Annotated in this window: 23 protein-coding genes; all 23 read right to left on the bottom strand. The window is 45.1% G+C overall.

Annotation, left to right across the window (positions count from 1 at the left end; all coding sequences use genetic code 11):
* Nucleotides 1–5: 5 nt before the first annotated feature.
* Nucleotides 6–323, bottom strand: a complete 318-nt coding sequence (rplX, locus tag MP3633_RS17900; protein WP_112135155.1) for a 50S ribosomal protein L24 — start codon at nucleotides 321–323, stop codon at nucleotides 6–8.
* An 18-nt stretch (nucleotides 324–341) separates the two neighbouring features.
* A complete protein-coding gene (gene rplN / locus MP3633_RS17905; protein WP_112135157.1) occupies nucleotides 342–710 on the bottom strand; it encodes a 50S ribosomal protein L14 in 369 nt (122 codons plus the stop codon).
* Between the two features lie 52 nt (nucleotides 711–762).
* The gene (gene rpsQ / locus MP3633_RS17910; protein WP_024023520.1) at nucleotides 763–1,023 is read right to left on the bottom strand and encodes a 30S ribosomal protein S17; all 261 of its coding nucleotides are present in this window, start codon (nucleotides 1,021–1,023) and stop codon (nucleotides 763–765) included.
* Between the two features lies 1 nt (nucleotide 1,024).
* On the bottom strand, nucleotides 1,025–1,216 hold the full coding sequence (rpmC, locus tag MP3633_RS17915) for a 50S ribosomal protein L29 (RefSeq protein ID WP_112135159.1): 192 nt from the start codon (nucleotides 1,214–1,216) through the stop codon (nucleotides 1,025–1,027).
* Nucleotides 1,217–1,630, bottom strand: a complete 414-nt coding sequence (rplP, locus tag MP3633_RS17920) for a 50S ribosomal protein L16 (RefSeq protein ID WP_024023522.1) — start codon at nucleotides 1,628–1,630, stop codon at nucleotides 1,217–1,219.
* 10 nt (nucleotides 1,631–1,640) lie between these two features.
* Nucleotides 1,641–2,321: a 30S ribosomal protein S3 gene (gene rpsC / locus MP3633_RS17925; RefSeq protein WP_176336543.1), complete on the bottom strand. Its 681-nt coding sequence runs from the start codon at nucleotides 2,319–2,321 to the stop codon at nucleotides 1,641–1,643.
* Between the two features lie 14 nt (nucleotides 2,322–2,335).
* Nucleotides 2,336–2,668: a 50S ribosomal protein L22 gene (rplV, locus tag MP3633_RS17930; RefSeq protein WP_012071931.1), complete on the bottom strand. Its 333-nt coding sequence runs from the start codon at nucleotides 2,666–2,668 to the stop codon at nucleotides 2,336–2,338.
* A 13-nt stretch (nucleotides 2,669–2,681) separates the two neighbouring features.
* On the bottom strand, nucleotides 2,682–2,957 hold the full coding sequence (gene rpsS, locus MP3633_RS17935; protein ID WP_112135163.1) for a 30S ribosomal protein S19: 276 nt from the start codon (nucleotides 2,955–2,957) through the stop codon (nucleotides 2,682–2,684).
* Between the two features lie 15 nt (nucleotides 2,958–2,972).
* Nucleotides 2,973–3,797: a 50S ribosomal protein L2 gene (gene rplB / locus MP3633_RS17940; protein ID WP_112135165.1), complete on the bottom strand. Its 825-nt coding sequence runs from the start codon at nucleotides 3,795–3,797 to the stop codon at nucleotides 2,973–2,975.
* 14 nt (nucleotides 3,798–3,811) lie between these two features.
* Nucleotides 3,812–4,108 carry a 50S ribosomal protein L23 gene (gene rplW / locus MP3633_RS17945; protein WP_112135167.1) on the bottom strand — a complete coding sequence of 99 codons (297 nt, stop codon included), beginning with the start codon at nucleotides 4,106–4,108 and terminating at the stop codon, nucleotides 3,812–3,814.
* On the bottom strand, nucleotides 4,105–4,710 hold the full coding sequence (gene rplD / locus MP3633_RS17950; RefSeq protein ID WP_176336544.1) for a 50S ribosomal protein L4: 606 nt from the start codon (nucleotides 4,708–4,710) through the stop codon (nucleotides 4,105–4,107). Before rplD ends, rplW begins: the two co-directional genes overlap by 4 nt.
* A gap of 12 nt (nucleotides 4,711–4,722) precedes the next feature.
* Nucleotides 4,723–5,361, bottom strand: coding sequence for a 50S ribosomal protein L3 (rplC, locus tag MP3633_RS17955; RefSeq protein WP_176336545.1), 639 nt, complete (start codon nucleotides 5,359–5,361; stop codon nucleotides 4,723–4,725).
* Between the two features lie 127 nt (nucleotides 5,362–5,488).
* Nucleotides 5,489–5,800 (bottom strand): 30S ribosomal protein S10, encoded by a 312-nt coding sequence (gene rpsJ / locus MP3633_RS17960; RefSeq protein ID WP_012071937.1) that lies wholly within the window; start codon nucleotides 5,798–5,800, stop codon nucleotides 5,489–5,491.
* A gap of 207 nt (nucleotides 5,801–6,007) precedes the next feature.
* Nucleotides 6,008–7,231 carry an elongation factor Tu gene (gene tuf, locus MP3633_RS17965; protein WP_176336546.1) on the bottom strand — a complete coding sequence of 408 codons (1,224 nt, stop codon included), beginning with the start codon at nucleotides 7,229–7,231 and terminating at the stop codon, nucleotides 6,008–6,010.
* A gap of 35 nt (nucleotides 7,232–7,266) precedes the next feature.
* A complete protein-coding gene (gene fusA / locus MP3633_RS17970) occupies nucleotides 7,267–9,360 on the bottom strand; it encodes an elongation factor G (protein ID WP_176336547.1) in 2,094 nt (697 codons plus the stop codon).
* 21 nt (nucleotides 9,361–9,381) lie between these two features.
* Nucleotides 9,382–9,855 carry a 30S ribosomal protein S7 gene (rpsG, locus tag MP3633_RS17975; protein WP_176336548.1) on the bottom strand — a complete coding sequence of 158 codons (474 nt, stop codon included), beginning with the start codon at nucleotides 9,853–9,855 and terminating at the stop codon, nucleotides 9,382–9,384.
* A gap of 99 nt (nucleotides 9,856–9,954) precedes the next feature.
* Complete coding sequence (gene rpsL / locus MP3633_RS17980; protein WP_013659444.1) at nucleotides 9,955–10,326, bottom strand: 30S ribosomal protein S12; 372 nt, start codon at nucleotides 10,324–10,326, stop codon at nucleotides 9,955–9,957.
* Between the two features lie 137 nt (nucleotides 10,327–10,463).
* The gene (gene rpoC, locus MP3633_RS17985; protein WP_112135179.1) at nucleotides 10,464–14,666 is read right to left on the bottom strand and encodes a DNA-directed RNA polymerase subunit beta'; all 4,203 of its coding nucleotides are present in this window, start codon (nucleotides 14,664–14,666) and stop codon (nucleotides 10,464–10,466) included.
* Nucleotides 14,667–14,731: 65 nt separating this feature from the next.
* Complete coding sequence (gene rpoB / locus MP3633_RS17990; protein WP_112135181.1) at nucleotides 14,732–18,832, bottom strand: DNA-directed RNA polymerase subunit beta; 4,101 nt, start codon at nucleotides 18,830–18,832, stop codon at nucleotides 14,732–14,734.
* A gap of 188 nt (nucleotides 18,833–19,020) precedes the next feature.
* A complete protein-coding gene (gene rplL / locus MP3633_RS17995; RefSeq protein ID WP_112135182.1) occupies nucleotides 19,021–19,389 on the bottom strand; it encodes a 50S ribosomal protein L7/L12 in 369 nt (122 codons plus the stop codon).
* Nucleotides 19,390–19,466: 77 nt separating this feature from the next.
* Nucleotides 19,467–19,967: a 50S ribosomal protein L10 gene (gene rplJ, locus MP3633_RS18000; RefSeq protein ID WP_112135184.1), complete on the bottom strand. Its 501-nt coding sequence runs from the start codon at nucleotides 19,965–19,967 to the stop codon at nucleotides 19,467–19,469.
* A gap of 232 nt (nucleotides 19,968–20,199) precedes the next feature.
* The gene (gene rplA / locus MP3633_RS18005) at nucleotides 20,200–20,901 is read right to left on the bottom strand and encodes a 50S ribosomal protein L1 (protein WP_112135185.1); all 702 of its coding nucleotides are present in this window, start codon (nucleotides 20,899–20,901) and stop codon (nucleotides 20,200–20,202) included.
* Nucleotides 20,901–21,335 carry a 50S ribosomal protein L11 gene (gene rplK, locus MP3633_RS18010; RefSeq protein WP_112135187.1) on the bottom strand — a complete coding sequence of 145 codons (435 nt, stop codon included), beginning with the start codon at nucleotides 21,333–21,335 and terminating at the stop codon, nucleotides 20,901–20,903. The genes rplA and rplK overlap by 1 nt, the downstream gene beginning before the upstream one ends.
* Nucleotides 21,336–21,353 lie beyond the last annotated feature (18 nt).

A 21,353-nucleotide genomic window follows, 5' to 3' on the forward strand; every position in this document is an offset into this window, starting at 1 on the left:
CGCTCTTAGGCGTCGATCGCTTCACTATTTGATTTAAAGATACGCACTTTCGTACCATCTTCATTCAACTTAAAGCCGACGCGATCCGCTTTACCAGTAGCACTATTAAAAATGGCTACATTTGAAACCTGAATAGGTGCTTCTTGTTCAACGATGCCGCCAGTTGAACCCTTCATAGGGTTTGGTTTTTCATGTTTCTTAACGGTATTAATACCAGAAACTAGAACTCGGCTGTCGTCTACTACCTTAACAACTTTACCGCGCTTGCCTTTGTCTTTCCCAGCAATCACAATAATTTCGTCGTTACGTTTGATCTTACGCATAAATGTCCCCTTTCCCTCTTACAGCACTTCAGGTGCAAGAGAAACTATTTTCATGAACTGCTCTGTACGCAATTCACGTGTTACAGGGCCAAAGATACGAGTACCAAGTGGCTGTCCTGAAGCATTCAATAAAACCGCTGAGTTTACATCAAAACGGATCACGGAACCATCAGAGCGACGAACACCTTTCCTAGTTCTAACGACAACTGCGTTAAGAACCTGCCCTTTTTTAACACGACCACGAGGGATCGCTTCTTTCACTGTGACTTTAATAATGTCACCGATAGCAGCATAACGACGATGTGAGCCACCCAGTACTTTAATACACTGAACACGCTTTGCGCCGCTGTTATCTGCAACATCAAGCATCGATTCTGTTTGAATCATTTCTGCTCTCCAATCAAGTTAGATAACAAGTCTCACGAAGGAAAAAAGCAGCTTATAAAGCCGCTGTTTTCTCAACAACTTGAACCAGGTTCCAAGTCTTAGACTTAGAGTAAGGACGTGTTTCTACGACCTTAACAGTATCACCAATCTGGCACTCATTGTTTTCATCGTGAGCGTGTAATTTAGTTGAACGACGTACAAACTTACCGTAAAGAGGATGTTTTTCTGTACGTTCAACTAGTACTGTAATGGTTTTATCCATTTTGTCGCTGACTACCTTACCAGTAGCTGTACGCGCTTTTGTTTCTGCCATTTTAGTTACCTGCCTTATCATTTAGCACGGTTTTAACGCGTGCGATATTGCGGCGGACTTGCAAAAGCAAATGAGTTTGCGTCAGCTGACCAGTGGCCTTCTGCATGCGCAATGTAAATTGCTCACGCAAAAGCTCAATTAAGGTCGCCTGTAGCTCTGCTACAGAATTTTCTTGCAGTTCTTTTGCTATCATCTACATCACCGTACGCGTTACGAAAGTTGTGGACAAAGGTAGTTTAGCAGCAGCTAGTGCGAAAGCTTCGCGTGCTAGTTGCTCTGAAACGCCCTCAACTTCATAAAGCATCTTGCCAGGTTGAATCTGTGCAACCCAGTATTCTACATTACCCTTACCTTTACCCTGACGAACCTCTAGAGGTTTCTGAGTAATCGGCTTATCAGGGAATACACGAATCCAGATTTTACCACCACGCTTGATGTGACGAGTCATTGCACGACGCGCCGCTTCAATTTGACGAGCAGTAAGACGCCCACGCTCTGTGGACTTTAATCCGAATTCACCAAAGCTAACCTGATTTCCGCGAAGAGCAAGACCGCGATTACGACCTTTCTGCATTTTGCGGAATTTAGTACGTTTCGGTTGTAACATGACTTACCCCCTACTTAGACTTCTTCTTTTGTGCGCCTTTGTCAGCTCGCACTTGTTCAATACCGCCCAAGATTTCGCCTTTAAAGATCCACACTTTTACGCCAATAATGCCGTAAGTTGTAAGAGCTTCATAAGGGGAGTAGTCGATGTCAGCACGTAGTGTATGTAGAGGCACACGGCCTTCACGGTACCACTCAGCACGTGCAATCTCTGCACCGCCTAAACGACCACTTACCTGAACCTTGATACCCTTCGCACCTGCACGCATGGCGTTCTGTACGGCGCGCTTCATAGCACGACGGAACATAACGCGACGCTCTAGTTGGCTTGCGATATTTGCCGCAACCAATTTCGCGTCCATTTCAGGCTTACGAATCTCTTCGATGTTGATGTGGACAGGAACGCCCATCATCTCAGAAACAGCATTACGCAGTTTCTCGACATCTTCGCCCTTCTTACCAATCACAATACCCGGACGGGCAGTATGAATAGTAATGCGAGCTGTCTGAGCAGGACGCTGAATCTCAATACGAGACACAGAAGCCTGGACCAATTTTTTCTCCAAGTACTCACGAACCTGAAGATCATTTAATAGTAGCTTAGAGTAGTTTTGATTGTTCGCATACCAAGTAGAAGTATGATCTTTAACTATCCCTAGGCGTATACCAGTTGGATGAACCTTCTGACCCATTGGGTTTCTCCTAATTAGTCAGCGACTTTAACTGTTATATGACAACCGCGTTTTAAAATACGGTCAGCACGGCCTTTGGCACGTGGCATAATACGCTTCAGAGTCATTGCCTCATCAACGTAAGCCGTAGAAACGCGCAAGTCATCTACATCAGCACCTTCGTTATGCTCAGCGTTAGCTATAGCAGACTCTAGTACTTTTTTGACAATTACTGCCGCCTTCTTAGGACTGAACGTTAAAATGTTCAGCGCTTCGCTAACAGATTTACCGCGGATTTGATCTACAACCAAACGGGCCTTCTGCGCTGAGAGGCGAGCACCCTTCAATGAAGCTTTTACTTCACTCATTTAATACCCCTTATTACCGTTTGGCTTTCTTGTCCGCAGTATGACCACGATATGTACGGGTCGGAGCGAACTCACCCAATTTATGACCGACCATGTCTTCAGTTACAATAACTGGGACATGCTGGCGACCATTATGGACAGCGATAGTCAACCCTACAAAATCAGGGAAGATAGTAGAACGGCGCGACCAAGTCTTAATTGGACGACGATCTTTTTTCTCTACCGCAGCCTCTACCTTTTTCAACAAATGAAGGTCGATAAAAGGACCTTTTTTTAGTGAACGTGGCACAGTCGTTTCCTCTTATTACTTAGTACGGCGACGTACAATAAGTTTATCAGTACGCTTGTTGCTGCGTGTTTTGTACCCTTTAGTAGGTACACCCCATGGTGTAACTGGGTGACGACCACCTTTGCTACGACCTTCACCACCACCATGTGGGTGATCAACTGGGTTCATCGCCGAACCGCGAACGGTAGGACGAACACCACGCCAACGCGTAGCACCAGCTTTACCAAGAACTCTTAAGCTATGCTCAGAGTTTGATACTTCACCCAAGGTAGCGCGACATTCAGTCAATACTTTACGCATTTCACCTGAACGTAGGCGAAGTGTAACGTAGCGACCTTCACGAGCAACCAGCTGAGCAGAAGTACCGGCAGAGCGCGCAACTTGTGCACCTTTACCAGGCTTAAGCTCAATACAGTGCACCGTACTACCAACAGGAATATTTTGCAGAGGCAAAGTATTACCTGCTTTGATAGGGGCATCTGCACCACTAAAAACAACAGCGCCAGCCACCATACCTTTGGAAGCGATAATGTAACGACGCTCACCATCAGCATATTTAATCAATGCAATATTTGCAGAACGGTTTGGATCATACTCCAAACGCTCAATTACCGCAGGAATACCGTCTTTGTTACGACGAAAATCAACCATACGATAATGCTGCTTATGACCACCACCTACGTGACGCGTAGTGATGCGTCCGTTATTGTTACGTCCACCCGATCTGCTTTTCTTTTCAAGCAAAGGTGCATATGGTGCGCCTTTGTGCAAATCGTTATTAGTAACCTTAACAACGTGACGACGGCCTGCAGACGTTGGCTTACTTTTTACAACAGCCATTGACCTATCTCCCCTTATTCAGCGACCATGAAATCGATGTCTTGACCTTCGGCCAAACGTACATACGCTTTTTTCACGTCTTTACGTTTACCTAGACCACGAACTGTACGCTTAGTTTTACCTTTATGGTTCAACGTATGCACAGACTCAACTTTGACTTCAAAAAGCGCTTCGATAGCTTGTTTGATTTCAGGTTTCGTTGCATCACCAGTTACACGAAAAACATACTGACCATTGCCTTCGGCTACGATAGTTGCTTTTTCGGAAATATGTGGACCCAACAGAACTTTATAAATGCGTTCGCCGATCATGCTAGTGCCTCCTCAACTTGTTTCAGAGCACCAACTGTCACCAACACTTTGTCGTAAGCAATCAAGCTAACAGGGTCGATAGATGCTGCATCACGCACATCTACGTTAGGAATGTTGCGAGCCGCCAAAAATAAATTATCATCCAATTCATTGGAAATAATCAAAGCGTTTACAATATTCAATTCTGCCATTTTTGCTATGAATAGCTTAGTTTTCGGAGCTTCTAATGTCAGCTCTTCAACTACAACAAGACGGTCTTGACGTACAAGTTCAGACCAGATAGTGCGCATTGCTGCACGGTACATCTTCTTGTTCACTTTCTGAGAGTGATCTTGCGGTTTTGCAGCAAAAGTCACACCACCAGAGCGCCATAAAGGGCTGCGGATAGTACCTGCACGAGCGCGACCAGAACCTTTTTGATTCCAAGGTTTGCGTCCACCGCCAGCTACTTCAGAGCGAGTTTTTTGAGCGCGTGAGCCTTGACGAGCGCCAGCCAAGTAAGATGTAACTACTTGGTGAACCAACGCCTCGTTGTATTCACGAGCAAAGGCTAAATCGGAAACTTCAACAGTTCCTTCAGAGCCTGTTAGATTCAAGTTCATTGTCTACCCCTCTTAGCGAGCTTTAACAGCTGATTGAAGAATAACATCACCATTCACTGCACCAGGTACGGCACCTTTCACTAGGATAAGGTTACGTTCTGTATCTACACGAACCACTTCTAGTGATTGAGTAGTAACTTGTGCAGCGCCCATATGGCCAGCCATCTTCTTGCCTTTCCAAACACGACCAGGTGTTTGACATTGACCGATAGAGCCAGGAGCACGGTGAGACAACGAGTTACCATGAGTAGCGTCTTGCATACTAAAATTATGACGCTTGATGGCACCTTGAAACCCTTTACCCTTTGATTGACCAGTTACATCAACCATCTGGATAGATTCGAAATCAGCAACTGTTAGCTCATCACCAACATTGATTTCTTTTTCGTCACCTGCCAGGCGGAACTCCCACAAACCACGACCTGCTTCAACATTCGCTTTTGCATAATGACCCGCAGCAGCTTTGTTAACGCGGCTCGAACGGCGAGAACCTACAGTTACTTGAATAGCTTGGTAGCCGTCAGTGCCTGTTGTTTTCACCTGAGTAACGCGGTTCGGTTCAACCTCGATGACGGTTACTGGCACGGATACACCATCTTCAGTGAAGATACGTGTCATTCCGGCTTTGCGTCCGACTAATTGAATAGTCATTTTTTACCTCATTTGCCAGTTGTGTATGGGGCTATCACCCGCTACGGCTGATCATTCCAGATCATTCCACTAATGTGCATAAGCCGACTGATAACCAGTCGGTTGTCGCACCCCAAACTTTGAGCTATTAACCCAAAGAGATTTGTACTTCCACGCCTGCCGCAAGATCTAACTTCATCAAAGCATCAACTGTTTTTTCAGTTGGCTCAACGATGTCTAGAACACGTTTATGTGTACGGATTTCATACTGATCACGCGCATCTTTGTTCACGTGTGGAGAAATCAATACTGTATAACGCTCCTTGCGAGTAGGAAGTGGAATCGGTCCACGTACTTGCGCACCTGTACGTTTCGCTGTGTCCACAATTTCTTGTGTTGAAGCATCAATCAGACGGTGATCAAATGCTTTCAGACGAATACGAATTTTTTGGCTTTGCATTTCCAACTCCAAATACAATGTTTTGTATGACTTAACTGTACATTTATTAAGCCACAATCCTTTTTTAAGGACGGCGAATATTAGCCATTCAAAAAGTGGTTGTCAAGTAACCAATTTCTGAACAAACAAAATAAACCACAAAATAAAAAGGCCACCCAACACGGGCAGCCTTTTTTCAAATCAAAGCAACAAGATATAAATATCTAATTACTTAATGATTTTAGCTACAACACCAGCACCAACTGTACGGCCACCTTCACGAATCGCAAAACGTAGACCTTCGTCCATTGCGATTGGGTGAATTAGAGCAACAGTCATTTGAATGTTATCACCAGGCATAACCATTTCTACGCCTTCAGGAAGAGAACAAGCACCAGTTACGTCAGTTGTACGGAAGTAAAACTGTGGACGGTAGCCTTTAAAGAATGGTGTATGACGACCACCTTCATCTTTACCCAACACATAAACTTCTGCTTCAAACTCTGTGTGAGGAGTAATAGAACCAGGCTTAGCCAATACTTGACCACGCTGAACATCTTCACGCTTAGTACCGCGCAACAAGATACCACAGTTCTCGCCAGCACGACCTTCATCAAGAAGTTTACGGAACATCTCAACACCAGTACAAGTTGTTTTAGTAGTATCAACGATACCAACAATTTCAACTTCTTCTTGGATTTTAACGATGCCACGCTCAACACGACCAGTAACAACCGTACCACGACCTTGGATAGAGAACACATCTTCGATAGGCATCAAGAATGCACCATCGATTGCACGCTCTGGCTCAGGAATGTATGAATCTAGCGTTTCAACCAGTTTCATCACAGCCGTTGTACCCATGCCGTTTTCATCTTCGCCTTTCAACGCCATTAGAGCAGAACCCGGGATGATTGGAGTATCATCGCCTGGAAAGTCGTATTCAGAAAGAAGGTCACGCAATTCCATCTCAACCAACTCTAGCATTTCAGCGTATTCTTCAGAATCCGCACCACCACAGTCTTCAGCCAACAAATCAGATTTGTTTAGGAAAACTACGATGTAAGGTACACCTACTTGACGAGAAAGAAGGATGTGCTCACGAGTCTGAGGCATAGGGCCGTCAGTCGCACCACACACTAAAATTGCGCCGTCCATTTGAGCAGCACCAGTGATCATGTTTTTAACATAATCGGCGTGTCCAGGACAATCTACGTGCGCATAGTGACGAACTGGTGAATCATACTCAACGTGAGAAGTCGAGATTGTGATACCACGCTCGCGCTCTTCTGGAGCATTATCGATACCGTCAAAAGCAACAGCTGTACCACCATAAACTTCTGCACATACACGAGTTAGTGCAGCTGTTAGGGTTGTTTTACCATGGTCAACGTGGCCAATTGTACCAACGTTAACATGTGGTTTATTACGTTCAAATTTACTCTTTGCCATGATACATACACCTTAAGAATTAGTAAGTATGATGATTAATCTTCATTTTTGATGATCGCGTCTGCCACACTAGCCGGTGCTTCAGCGTATTTCTCAAACTCCATTGCATAACTTGCACGCCCTTGCGACAAGCTGCGCACGTCAGTTGCATATCCAAACATTTCCCCAAGAGGAACTTCAGCTCGAATAATCTTCCCTGACGGGGAATCGTCCATCCCCTGAACAATACCTCGACGACGATTCAGGTCTCCCATCACATCCCCCATGTATTCTTCAGGAGTTACAACTTCCACTTTCATTACAGGTTCAAGAACACAGGGATCAGCATCAGCCGCCCCCTTTCTCAGCCCCTGAGAAGCTGCAATTTTAAAGGCCATTTCATTAGAGTCAACATCATGGAATGAACCATCGAACAACACAACCTTGATACCCAACAAAGGATACCCAGCAATTACGCCGTTCTTCATCTGCTCCGAAACACCCTTCTCTATTGCAGGGATGTATTCTTTAGGAATAGCACCACCAACAATCTCGTTGACAAACTCGAGCCCATCTTTATCAGTTGGAATCAATTTCATCACGACGTGACCGTATTGACCACGACCACCGGATTGACGCACAAATTTGTGATTAACCACCACCTCTTTGCGAATTTTTTCCCGATAGGAAACCTGAGGCTTACCAATGTTTGCCTCCACCTTAAACTCGCGACGCATACGATCAACAAGTATATCAAGATGCAGCTCACCCATACCGGAAATAATTGTTTGACCCGTCTCTTCATGTGTTTCCACCCGAAAAGAAGGATCTTCTTGCGCCAACTTACCCAGCGCAACACCCATTTTATCCTGATCGGCCTGAGATCTAGGCTCAACCGCAACAGATATCACAGGCTCTGGAAATTCCATACGCTCCAGTACAACAACATCACTCATATCACAAAGCGTATCACCCGTAGTTACATACTTCATACCTACAGCAGCGGCAATATCGCCCGCAAAAACTTCTTTGATTTCTTCGCGATTATTAGCGTGCATCTGAACCATTCGACCAATGCGCTCACGCTTCTGCTTAACAGAATTATAAACAGCATCACCAGAACGTAACATCCCAGAGTACACGCGAATGAATGTCAATGTACCTACAAATGGATCTGTTGCTATCTTGAAAGCCAGCGCAGAGAACGGAGCCTCATCACTAGCAACTCGATTAACAACCGTTTCACCATCCTCAAGCGTACCCTCTATCGCCTTAACTTCAAGCGGAGAAGGTAAATATTCAATAACAGCATCCAAAACCGCTTGCACACCTTTATTTTTAAAGGCTGAACCGCACATCACCAAGACAATTTCATTAGCTAATGTACGAGCTCGCAGACCGCTTTTAATATCGTCAACAGACAGTTCACCTTCTTCAAGGTACTTATCCGTCAGCTCATCATTCGCTTCCGCTGCCGCCTCAACCATTTGCTCACGCAACTCTAACGCACCATCAAGCAAATCTGCGGGAACATCCTCTAAAGAGAAAGTCATCCCCTGATCTTCTTCATTCCACATCACAGCTTTCATCAACATCAAATCAATCACGCCCCTGAAGTCTTCTTCAGCGCCGATATTCATTTGAATTGGGATAGCGTTCGCACCAAGACGAGTTTTTAACTGACGCACAACCCACAAATAATCAGCCCCTGTACGGTCCATCTTATTGACGAACACCATACGAGGAACTTCATACTTGTTTGCTTGACGCCAAACCGTCTCAGTTTGAGGCTGCACACCCGAAGAACCACAAAGCACAACAACAGCACCATCCAGAACACGCAAAGAACGCTCTACTTCAATAGTAAAATCTACGTGCCCAGGCGTATCAATAATATTAATACGGTGATGCTCAAACTGTTTATTCATCCCACTCCAGAAGCAAGTTGTTGCTGCTGAAGTTATCGTAATACCGCGCTCTTGCTCTTGCTCCATCCAGTCCATTGTTGCCGCACCATCGTGCACTTCACCAATTTTATGAGACAGACCAGTATAGAAAAGAACGCGTTCAGTCGTCGTCGTTTTACCTGCATCAACATGCGCAACAATACCGATGTTACGGTAACGGTTGATAGGTGTTTTACGTGCCACTGTGTATCCTTCTCCGGATAATTAGAAACGGTAGTGAGAGAATGCTTTGTTAGCTTCTGCCATGCGATGAACGTCTTCACGTTTCTTAACAGCAGAACCTTTATTTTCAGCAGCATCTAGAATCTCGCCTGCAAGACGTAGAGCCATGGATTTTTCACCACGCTTACGAGAAGCATCAACCAACCAACGCATAGACAATGCTGCGCGACGAACTGGGCGTACTTCAACAGGGACCTGATAAGTCGCACCACCAACACGGCGAGATTTAACCTCGACCATTGGCTGGATAGACTCTAGCGCTTTTTCAAAGATAGCCATTGGCTCATCTGTTTTAGCACGCGTTGCAACAGTATTTAGTGCATTATAAACAATGCTCTCTGCAACAGATTTCTTACCACTAACCATTACATGGTTGATAAATTTAGCGAGAAGTTGGCTTCCGTGTTTAGGATCCGGAAGGATTTCACGCTTAGCGACGACGCGTCTTCTAGGCATAGCTATATCCTCTTCAGGTTCGCCCGAGACAATGCAATTATTGCTCGGCCTTACTGTATTAAAAAATTATTTCTAAACGATAAATTAAGTAGCGTTAGCTTACTTAGGACGCTTAGTACCGTATTTAGAACGGCCTTGCTTACGATTTTGTACGCCTGAAGTATCCAAGCTACCACGAACTGTGTGATAACGAACACCCGGTAGATCTTTTACACGACCGCCACGAATCAGCACTACGCTGTGTTCTTGTAGGTTGTGACCTTCACCACCGATGTATGAAGTAACTTCGAAGCCGTTAGTCAAGCGAACACGACATACTTTACGTAAAGCCGAGTTAGGCTTTTTAGGTGTAGTAGTATATACGCGAGTGCAGACACCGCGGCGTTGCGGACAAGCTTGTAACGCAGGAACGTCACTCTTTGCCACTTTACGTTTACGTGGTTTACGAACCAACTGGTTAACGGTTGCCATTAGACAAGCTCCACAATTCCAATTCTTATGACGGAAATCGCCAAAATTAAGGAGGCGCAAGTTTAATTTGCGCCTATAAAACAGTCAATAGGGAGGCGACTAAAAAACCACCTCCCTTGCGATTTAGCAGCAAATAACTAGTCTTTCAGTGCTGCACTTAGCGCTTCTTCTACATCAGAGGCACTAATTGTTGCACTTCCTTCCTTCGCTGCTTGCGCAAGCTCTTTTTTACGCTTGCGCTCATTGTGGTAAGCCAAACCTGTACCAGCTGGTATCAAGCGACCTACAACAACGTTTTCTTTCAAGCCACGTAAGTGATCTTTTTTACCAGTTACCGCACCTTCCGTTAAGACTCGAGTTGTCTCTTGGAATGACGCCGCCGATATAAAGGACTCAGTCGCCAAAGAAGCTTTCGTGATACCTAGAAGTACACGTTCGTACTTCGCAGGGAATTTACCTTCGTTTTCTGCTTTTTCATTCGCATCCAACAACTTAGTAAATTCAACCTGATCACCTTGGATAAGATCTGTATCGCCAGACTCACCAACATCTACTTTACGTAACATCTGGTTAACGATAACTTCAATGTGCTTATCGTTAATCACAACGCCTTGCAAGCGATAGACTTCTTGCACTTCATTGGTGATGTAATCAGCCAAAGCTTCTACACCCTGAAGACGCAAGATATCATGAGGGCTCAAAGGACCATCGGCGATCACTTCACCTTTTGCCACTTCTTCACCATCAAAGATGTTAATTTGACGCCACTTAGGAATCAATGTCTCAATTGGATCACTACCATCTTGTGGTGTGATAACCAAACGGATCTTACCTTTTGTCTCTTTACCAAAGCTCACTACACCCGTTGTTTCTGCCATAACTGCAGGATCTTTCGGACGGCGCGCTTCAAATAGGTCAGCCACTCGCGGCAGACCACCGGTAATATCTTTGTTACCAATCGATTCTTGAGGAATACGAGCAAGAACCTCACCAGACTTCACTGTTGCACCGTGATCCAAACTCAATAGAGCTTTTTCAGGCAACATGTATTGTACAGGAGAGTCTGTACCCGGAATTAATACAGGATTTCCTTCCGCATCAACAACCGCAATCATTGGGCGTAGATCTTTACCCGCTGATGGACGATCACGCACTTCCAAGATTTCAATGGTTGTCAGGCCGGTCATTTCGTCAGATTGGCGACGAATCGTCACGTTTTCTTCCATACCACTAAACTCAAGACGACCTTCCATCTCAGATACGATTGGGTGTGTATGTGGATCCCAGTTTGCTACGATTTGACCCGCAGTTACTTTATCACCTTCACGCACACTTAACACCGCACCATAAGGAAGCTTATAACGTTCTTTCTCACGACCCGCTTCATCAGCAATTGCCAACTCAGAAGAACGAGACGCAACAACCAAATGACCAGTATGACGCTCAATACTCTTCATTTTATTAAAACGAACGGTACCAGCACTCTTAACTTGAACACTATCTACTGCAGACGCTCGAGATGCCGCACCACCGATGTGGAAAGTACGCATCGTCAACTGAGTACCTGGCTCGCCAATGGATTGTGCTGCCACAACACCAATTGCTTCACCAATATTCACTTGATGACCACGAGCCAAATCACGACCGTAACACTTAGCACATACACCATGTCGTGTATTACATGTGATTACAGAGCGAATGAGCATTTCATCAATACCCGCCGCTTCGATCGTACGAACATTATGCTCATCAATCAAAACGCCAGCAGGAAGGATTTCGTTGCCTTTTGCATCAATCACATCTTGGGCAATGACACGACCCAATACACGATGACCCAAAGGAACAACAACATCACCACCTTCAATCATAGCCGCCACAGTAATACCGTTAGTGGAACCACAATCTACTTCAGTGATAACCAAATCCTGAGCAACATCAACAAGACGACGCGTCAAATAACCAGAGTTAGCCGTTTTCAAAGCCGTATCAGCAAGACCCTTACGAGCACCGTGTGTAGAGGTAAAGTACTGAAGTACTGATAGACCTTCACGGAAGTTCGCAGTGATCGGTGTTTCGATGATCGAACCATCTGGTTTCGCCATCAAACCACGCATACCACCCAACTGACGCATCTGAGCCACACTACCACGGGCACCAGAATCAGCCATCATATAAACCGAGTTAAAGGATTGTTGATCTACCGTTTCACCCGCTTTATTGACTGTCGTTTCTTTTGCTAAGTTTTTCATCATTGCTTCAGTAACGGTTTCGTTAGTACGAGACCATAAATCGATTACCTTGTTGTACTTCTCGCCTTGCGTTACAAGACCATCCGCGTATTGGTATTCGATTTCTTTTACTTCCGCTTCTGCTTTAGCAATGATTGCCGCTTTTTCTGGCGGAATAACAAAGTCATCCACACCAACAGAACAGCCTGAATAGGTTGCATAAGCAAAGCCCATATACATCAGCTGATCAGCAAAAATACAGCTCTCTTTCAAGCCTACTTTACGATAACACTCATTAATCAGGTTAGAGATCGCCTTTTTCTTCATGCTTTGGTTAACAACAGAGAAAGGGAGACCATCTGGTACGATATCAAATAAAAGAGCACGACCGACTGTGGTGTCTGCGATGAAAGTAGAAGGTACCTTATCGCCATCAAGAGTCGTATCAACTTGGCTGATACGCACTTTTACTTTAGCGTGCAATTCAACCTGTTTCGCACCAAACGCACGATGCACTTCTTTGATGTCAGCAAACGCCATGCCTTCACCTTTAGCATTGATTTTCTCACGAGTCATGTAATACAGACCCAATACAACGTCCTGAGAAGGCACAATGATAGGCTCGCCGTTTGCAGGCGATAGAATGTTGTTCGTAGACATCATCAAAGCTCGGGCTTCAAGCTGAGCTTCAATTGTCAACGGAACGTGGACCGCCATTTGGTCACCATCGAAATCGGCGTTGTAAGCCGCACACACAAGTGGGTGCAACTGAATCGCTTTACCTTCGATCAACATAGGCTCAAACGCTTGGATACCCAAACGGTGAAGTGTTGGCGCACGGTTCAACATCACTGGATGTTCGCGAATAACCTCTTCAAGGATATCCCACACTTCAGGCGTTTCACGCTCAACCATTTTCTTCGCTGCTTTGATTGTCGTCGCCATGCCACGAAGCTCAAGCTTAGAAAAAATGAATGGCTTGAATAGCTCAAGTGCCATTTTCTTAGGCAGACCACACTGATGCAAACGCAGTGACGGACCTACTGTTATTACCGAACGACCAGAGTAATCAACACGCTTACCTAGCAAGTTCTGACGGAAACGACCTTGTTTACCTTTGATCATATCAGCCAAAGATTTCAAAGGACGCTTATTAGAACCGGTAATTGCACGACCACGACGACCATTATCAAGCAAGGCATCAACAGATTCTTGCAACATACGTTTTTCGTTACGTACGATGATATCTGGAGCAGACAGCTCTAGTAGTCGTTTTAGACGGTTGTTACGGTTAATCACACGACGGTAAAGATCGTTCAAATCAGACGTCGCGAAACGGCCACCTTCAAGAGGCACCAACGGACGAAGATCTGGCGGAAGCACTGGCAACACATCCAGCACCATCCACTCAGGGCTGTTGCCTGAATGAAAAAATGCCTCAATTAACTTAAGACGCTTAGACAGCTTCTTAATACGAGTTTCGGAATTTGTACTGTTCAGCTCTTCACGCATGCTGTTGATTTCTACAGGCATATCTAAATCACGAAGTAACATCTGAACCGCTTCAGCACCCATGCGGGCATCGAATTCGTCACCGAACTCTTCTAGCGCTTCAAAGTATTGCTCGTCATTCATCAATTGCCCTTTATCAAGCGTCGTCATACCTGGGTCAATCACGATGAAAGACTCAAAGTACAAAACACGCTCAATATCACGCAATGTCATATCCATGATAAGACCAATACGTGACGGAAGAGATTTCAAAAACCAAATGTGAGCAACAGGTGATGCAAGCTCGATATGACCCATGCGTTCACGACGCACTTTAGACAGAGCCACTTCAACGCCACATTTCTCACAAATAACACCGCGGTGTTTTAAACGCTTATATTTACCACACAAGCACTCATAGTCCTTGATAGGACCAAAGATTTTGGCACAAAACAAACCGTCACGTTCTGGTTTGAACGTACGATAGTTAATGGTTTCCGGTTTTTTAACTTCACCGTAAGACCATGAACGAATCATATCTGGTGACGCCAAGCCGATACGGATCGTATCAAACTCGTCAGATTGTCCTTGTGATTTTAGAAGACCTAATAAGTCTTTCATGTGTATTCGCCCCACTCGTAAGGCCGGGGAGTCTTGCTCCCCAGCAGGTCAAATGTGATTCGTGCTTATTCGGTTTCCAGCTCGATATCGATACCAAGAGAACGAATCTCTTTCACCAATACGTTGAAGGACTCAGGCATTCCAGGTTCCATTCTGTGATCACCATCGACGATGTTTTTATACATCTTCGTACGGCCATTCACATCATCAGATTTCACAGTCAACATTTCTTGAAGAGTGTAAGCGGCACCGTATGCTTCTAGCGCCCATACTTCCATCTCACCGAAACGCTGCCCACCAAACTGAGCTTTACCACCCAACGGCTGTTGAGTAACCAAGCTGTAAGAACCAGTAGAACGTGCGTGCATTTTGTCGTCAACCAAGTGGTTCAACTTCAACATGTACATGTAACCGACGGTTACAGGTCGCTCGAAAGCATCACCAGTACGGCCGTTAAACAATTTAACTTGACCGCTTTCGTTGATTCCAGCTAAGCGCAACATCCGCTTGATTTCAGACTCTTTTGCACCATCAAAGGCACCAGACGCCATTGGCACGCCACCTGTTAAGTTTGACGCCAAGGTTAAAATTTCTTCGTCTGTAAAGCTGTCTAAATCTTCCGTACGTGCACAACGCAAATCGCCTTCGTAACCATTGTAAATTTCATCAAGGAAGCTTCGCAGTTCTGCAACGGCTTCTGCTTTCTCGCGCTCTACAATAAGCATTTCGTTGATCTTACGACCCAAGCCTTTAGACGCCGCACCTAAGTGAGTTTCCAAAACCTGACCAACGTTCATACGCGATGGAACACCCAACGGGTTCAATACGATATCAACTGGATCACCGTTTTCATCGTACGGCATGTCTTCCACTGGCATGATCTTAGAGATGACACCTTTGTTACCATGACGACCAGCCATCTTATCACCAGGCTGAATACGACGCTTGATAGCAACATACACTTTAACGATCTTAAGAACGCCAGGTGCCAAGTCATCACCAGTTTGAACTTTACGTTTTTTATCTTCGAATTTAGCATCAAGCTCTTTACGGCGCTCAATCAAAGCGATTTGTGCTTTTTCAAGCTGATCACTCGCTTCTTCATTAGCAACACGAATCTTAAACCACTCTGGGTGATCTAAATTAGATAAGTATTCTTCCGTAATAATCGCGTTTCGAGCTAAACCAGGACCGCCTTCCGCTTGCTGACCAACGAGTGTTTCAGCCAAACGTTCGAACGTCGCTTTTTCAACAATACGAAACTCTTCGTTCAAGTCCTTACGAACCTGATCAAGTTGCGATTTTTCAATAAACTTAGCACGATCATCTTTTTCAATACCATCACGAGTAAAGACTTGCACATCGATAACTGTACCGCGTGTACCTGTCTTAACGCGCTGAGACGTGTCTTTCACGTCAGACGCTTTCTCACCAAAGATAGCTCGCAAAAGCTTCTCTTCAGGCGTCAGCTGAGTTTCACCTTTAGGTGTTACTTTACCAACTAGAATATCACCTGGTTCTACTTCAGCACCGATGTAAACGATACCGGATTGATCCAGTTTAGAAAGCGCACCTTCACCGACGTTCGGGATATCAGAAGTGATTTCTTCTGGCCCAAGCTTCGTATCACGAGCCACACATGTCAGCTCTTGAATATGAATGGAAGTGAAGCGATCTTCTTCGACAACACGCTCAGAGACTAGAATCGAGTCTTCGAAGTTGTAACCATTCCAAGGCATGAAAGCGATACGCATGTTTTGACCAAGCGCCAAATCACCCATATCAACAGAAGGACCATCAGCCATAATATCGCCAGAGGCAACCTTCTCACCCTTCATCACCAAAGTGCGCTGGTTAATACATGTATTCTGGTTAGAGCGCACGTATTTAGTCAGGTTGTAGATATCCACACCTGCTTCACCAGCGATAGTCTCTTCTGAGTTCACACGTACAACGATACGACTAGCATCAACAGACTCAATCACACCACCACGAGAAGCGACGATACAAACACCAGAGTCTTTAGCAACGTTTTTCTCCATGCCAGTACCAACAACAGGCTTATCTGCCTTAAGCGTCGGTACAGCCTGACGCTGCATGTTCGATCCCATCAAGGCACGGTTAGCATCATCATGTTCAAGGAACGGTATCAAAGACGCCGCGACTGAAACAACCTGACGAGGAGACACGTCCATTAAATTTACTTTTTCTTTCGGAATCAAAGTGGTTTCGTGCATATGACGCACCTGAACCAACTCATCAACCAAACGGCCTTCGCTATCAACATTCGCTGACGCTTGAGCAATAACATATTTTGCTTCATCGATCGCAGAGATATAAACGGTATCATCTGTCATCTTGCCATCAACAATTTTACGATAAGGCGTTTCCAAGAAGCCGTAGCTGTTGGTACGCGCGTAAGTTGATAGCGAGTTAATCAAACCGATGTTTGGACCTTCCGGCGTTTCGATTGGACAAACACGACCATAGTGAGTGGCGTGTACGTCACGAACTTCAAAACCAGCACGCTCACGCGTAAGACCGCCAGGCCCTAACGCTGAAACACGACGTTTGTGCGTCACTTCAGAAAGCGGATTATTTTGGTCCATAAACTGAGACAATTGGCTAGAACCAAAGAACTCTTTAATCGCAGCAGCAACAGGCTTCGCATTTAAAAGGTCTTGTGGCATTAGGCCATCAGCCTCCGCCATAGACAGACGCTCTTTCACTGCACGCTCGACACGCACAAGGCCAACTCGGAATTGGTTCTCAGCCATTTCGCCAACAGAACGAACTCGACGGTTACCCAAGTGATCGATATCATCAACCATGCCATTACCATTACGGATATCCAGCAAGGTTCTTAGCACAGCAACGATGTCATCATTATTCAAAATGCCTGGGCCAGTATCTTCATCACGACCTAAGCGGCGGTTGAATTTCATTCGACCAACGCCCGATAGATCATAACGATCTTCCGTGAAAAACAGACCTTGAAATAGACCTTCAGCTGACTCTTTGGTTGGCGGCTCGCCAGGACGCATCATGCGATAAATTTCTACCAACGCTTCCAACTGATTACTCGTTGGGTCAATACGCAGCGTGTCAGAAATAAATGGACCGTTGTCCAAATCGTTCGTGTAAAGCGTATCCACTTCCGTGATCCCAGAAGCAACCAAGGCCTCTAGTAAATCAACAGATAGCTCAGTATTTGCTTCTGCAATCAACTCACCCGTCGCAGGATGAACTAGGTTTTTAGCCGTTACTTTGCCAAGCATATATTCAAGCGGTACAGACAAACGCTCAAGGCCTGCTTTTTCCATCACACGAATGTGCTTAGCAGTTATGCGACGACCTTCTTCTACTATCAGTTCACCATTCGCATCAGCAATATTAAATAATGCCGTTTCACCACGCAGACGATTCGCAACCAGATCCATCTCAAAGCCATCACGCTTCAAGTAGAAACGGGTAGACTCAAAGAATGCATCGAGTATTTGCTCCGTTCCGTAGCCCAAAGCGCGCAACAAAATAGTTGCCGGCAACTTACGACGACGGTCAATACGAACAAATACGCAATCCTTTGGATCAAACTCGAAATCCAACCAAGAACCACGGTAAGGAATAATACGAGCAGAATGTAGTAATTTACCTGAAGAGTGAGTCTTACCACGATCGTGATCAAAAAACACACCAGGAGAGCGGTGTAATTGAGAAACGATAACACGCTCAGTCCCATTAATTACAAAGGTACCATTATCTGTCATGAGCGGTATTTCACCCATGTAGACTTCTTGCTCGCGAATGTCTTTAATCGCTTTGTTAGAGGACTCTTTATCATAAATGATGAGTCGAACTTTAACGCGAAGAGGAGCCGCATAAGTAACACCGCGCAACTGACACTCTTTAACATCAAATACTGGTTTACCTAAACGATAATCGACGTATTCAAGCGCCGCGCTACCAGAAAAGCTAACCATTGGAAAGACAGATTTAAAAGCCCCATGCAGACCTAATTCCCCACGCTCCGCAAGACTTTTGCCTTCTTGCAGAAAATTACGGTAGGATTCAAGCTGAATTGCCAGCAAGTATGGCACATCCAAAACGGGCGGCAGTTTACCGAAATCCTTACGGATACGTTTTTTCTCAGTGTATGAGTAAGCCATCAGCATTCCCCAGCTTGTGCACATTGACGCAAAAGGCCCAAATCAGGCCTTACCATTTATGGGAGCATTATCTCCCACTTGAAAAATTCTTTTAAGTTTTATTTGAGTTTTAGAAACCCAAAAAGGCCGGTGACAAAAAGTCACCAGCCATTTCGACTATTGGTCGAAATCTGGAAATACAAGTATCATTACTTGACTTCGACAGATGCACCAGCTTCTTCAAGAGCTGCTTTAAGAGCGGCAGCATCTTCTTTAGAAACGCCTTCTTTAACAGCCATTGGAGCGCCGTCAACGATAGCTTTAGCTTCTTTCAAGCCAAGGCCAGTCGCTGCACGAACAGCTTTGATTGCGTTAACTTTCTTATCGCCAGCGGCAGTAAGAATAACGTCAAATTCAGTTTGCTCTTCAGCAGCAGGACCAGCGTCAGCAGCAGGACCGGCAGCAGCAACAGCTGCAGTTACACCGAATTTCTCTTCCATTGCTGAAATTAGTTCAACAACGTCCATTACAGACATTTCTGCTACTGCATTGATGATATCTTCTTTAGTTAGAGCCATGACTCAGATTCCTAGCATTCTTTCAAATCACCCGAAGGTGATAAAATTTTGTTTCAAAAAGTAGTGGGTAAATTGAATTACGCCGCTTCTTGCTCTTTTTGATCGCGAACTGCTGCAAGAGTACGTACAAACTTGCTTGTTGCGCCCTGCATTACACTCATCAGTTTCGCAATAGCTTCGTCGTATGTAGGCAGTGTTGCCAAACGATCAATGTCGCCAGCTGGGATCAACTCACCGTTGAACGCCAACGCCTTCACTTCAAACTTGCTGTTCGCTTTCGCGAACGTTTTCAATAAACGAGCTGCCGCACCTGGGTGCTCGTTAGAGAAAGCGATCAACGTAGGACCAACAAAGCTCTCAGTTAGACATTCGAAGTCAGTGCCTTCAACTGCACGGCGAGCCAAAGTGTTACGTACTACACGTACATAAACACCCGCTTCACGCGCTTCTTTGCGTAGTGCTGTCATATTACTCACGGTAACACCGCGAGAATCAGCAACTACTGCAGACAATGCAGTTTTAGCAGCTTCGCTAACTTCGGCGACAATGGCTTTTTTGTCTTCTAGACCTAATGCCACTGGTTTTCTCCTGGATTAGCAGGGAATAAATTCCCCTATTTTTTACCAACTCTTCGATTACTCGAAGTACTTGCTGGTGAGTTAGATCCAGTAAATCTGAATCGGGCCACACCATCTGCGCAGGACAAACATTTTTCAACGTTTCATTAAACCTTCAAGAGGTTCCTGCGGTCTTTGACGGCCTGCTCAACAAACTAATGAAGACAGACCCCAAAGCGCATGATTCAAATACTTACTTAGTAGAACTAAGTGTACCTAAATCAATTTGTAGACCAGGTCCCATTGTAGAGGACATAGTCACTTTTTTCATGTAGATACCTTTAGAAGAAGCAGGCTTAGCACGACGCAAGTCAGCCAAAAGTGCTTCAAGGTTTCCTTTGATAGCATCCGCAGCGAATTCAATAGAACCAACCGCCGCATGAATGATACCATTTTTATCTGTACGGTAACGAGCTTGACCTGCTTTTGCATTTTTCACTGCAGTCGCAACATCAGGCGTTACTGTGCCAACTTTAGGGTTAGGCATTAGACCACGTGGGCCTAAGATTTGACCAAGTTGACCAACGATTCGCATTGCATCTGGAGACGCAATAACCACGTCAAAATCTAGATTGCCAGCTTTAACTTGCTCAGCTAAATCTTCAAAACCAACAATATCTGCACCGGCCTCTTTCGCAGCTTCAGCATTTGCACCTTGCGCAAACACAGCAACGCGAACATCTTTACCAGCACCGTTAGGCAAAACTGTAGAACCACGCACAGCCTGATCAGACTTACGAGGATCAACGCCTAGATTAATAGATACATCGATAGACTCTTTGAACTTAACAGTAGAAAGCTCAGACAAAAGAGCAACAGCCTCTTCAACAGAGTACAACTTTGTCGCTTCTACTTTTTCCGCGATCAAACGAGCGCGTTTAGTTAATTTAGCCATTAGATAACACCTTCTACGTCTAGACCCATAGCGCGTGCGCTACCAGCGATAGTACGAACTGCCGCATCCATATCTGAAGCAGTTAAATCAGCCTGCTTAGCAACAACGATCTCTTCTAGCTGCGCACGAGTAACCGTACCAACTTTCTGAGTGTTTGGACGTGGAGAGCCACTTTTCAGACCCGCTGCTTTCTTAAGAAGAACAGAAGCAGGTGTAGACTTAGTTTCGAAAGTGAAACTACGATCACTGTATACAGTGATAATAACCGGCGTAGGAAGACCTGGCTCAACACCTTGTGTTTTGGCATTAAACGCTTTACAGAATTCCATGATGTTCACACCATGTTGACCAAGTGCTGGACCAACTGGTGGACTTGGGTTCGCTTGACCCGCTTTAACTTGTAGCTTGATATAAGCTTGGACTTTCTTAGCCATCTTTCAACTCCAAATGGG

The sequence above is a fragment of the Marinomonas primoryensis genome (assembly GCF_013372285.1).
Taxonomy (GTDB): Bacteria; Pseudomonadota; Gammaproteobacteria; order Pseudomonadales; family Marinomonadaceae; genus Marinomonas; species Marinomonas primoryensis.